At 52.1% G+C, this 871-nt stretch carries 1 protein-coding gene; it reads right to left on the reverse strand.

Annotation, left to right across the window (positions count from 1 at the left end; genetic code table 11):
• On the reverse strand, nucleotides 1-871 hold an 871-nt coding region (locus tag NLX78_RS26355; RefSeq protein ID WP_254351924.1), incomplete at both ends, for a condensation domain-containing protein.

Consider the following 871-nt stretch of genomic DNA (forward strand, 5'->3'; position numbering starts at 1 on the left):
TCACGCAAGCCGGATGCTAGCAGCTCTCCCAGCCGTGCAATCGTGTCATGACGGAACTGCGTTGTGCCGTAGCGAATCGTGAACATCAGCTCCCCATCCTCGATTAATCCATTAATATCTAGTGCAAAATCCATAGCCGCGTTCGTGCTAACTGGTACACCGATGGAATAGGAGGAAGGCTGTAGATCGTTGCCTTTATAGTCCTGATCGAATTGGCCCAGATAGTTAAAACTGATCTCAGGCTGAGTCTTTAACTGCACGCCTGCTTTTTCCAGCACATTCATATCTGACAGGTATCGCAAAATACCATAACCGATGCCCTTTTGCGGAATATGACGCAGCCCTTCCTTAATCCGTTTGATCAGACGAGCCGTATTTCCGCCCTGTCCCAGACTTCCATCCAGCACAACCGGGAATTGGCTCGTAAACCAGCCGATCGTCCGCGTAATATCTACATCCGGTACAATGGCTTCCCGTCCATGGCCCTCCAGGTTGACCAGCACTCGTTCGGAACCAGACCAGTCATAGACGGCTTTTCCGAGCGCAGCCAGCAACAGGTCATTCATTTCCGTGTTGTACGCGCGATGAGCTTGTTTGAGCAACTGCTCGGTTTCCTGCTTCGTCCAGCGCACAGTGACAACCTCACTGTCTCCGAGCCGTGCATTGTCATTGGCAAAATCCTTCGGCAAAGGCTTCGCGAGGCTGGCTTCTGCTTGTTCGATATGCTGCCAGTAAGCAAGCTCCCGCTCCATCGTCGCACGATTCGCATAGGCTGACAGCTGCTTGGCCCATACCTGGAAAGAATCTGTTTTATGCGGCAGTCGAATAGCTGTGCCTGTTTGACCTGCAACAGCCTGCTCATAACCGGATG

This window comes from Paenibacillus sp. Lou8.1 (genome assembly GCF_024213565.1).
Classification (GTDB): Bacteria; Bacillota; Bacilli; order Paenibacillales; family Paenibacillaceae; genus Paenibacillus; species Paenibacillus polymyxa_B.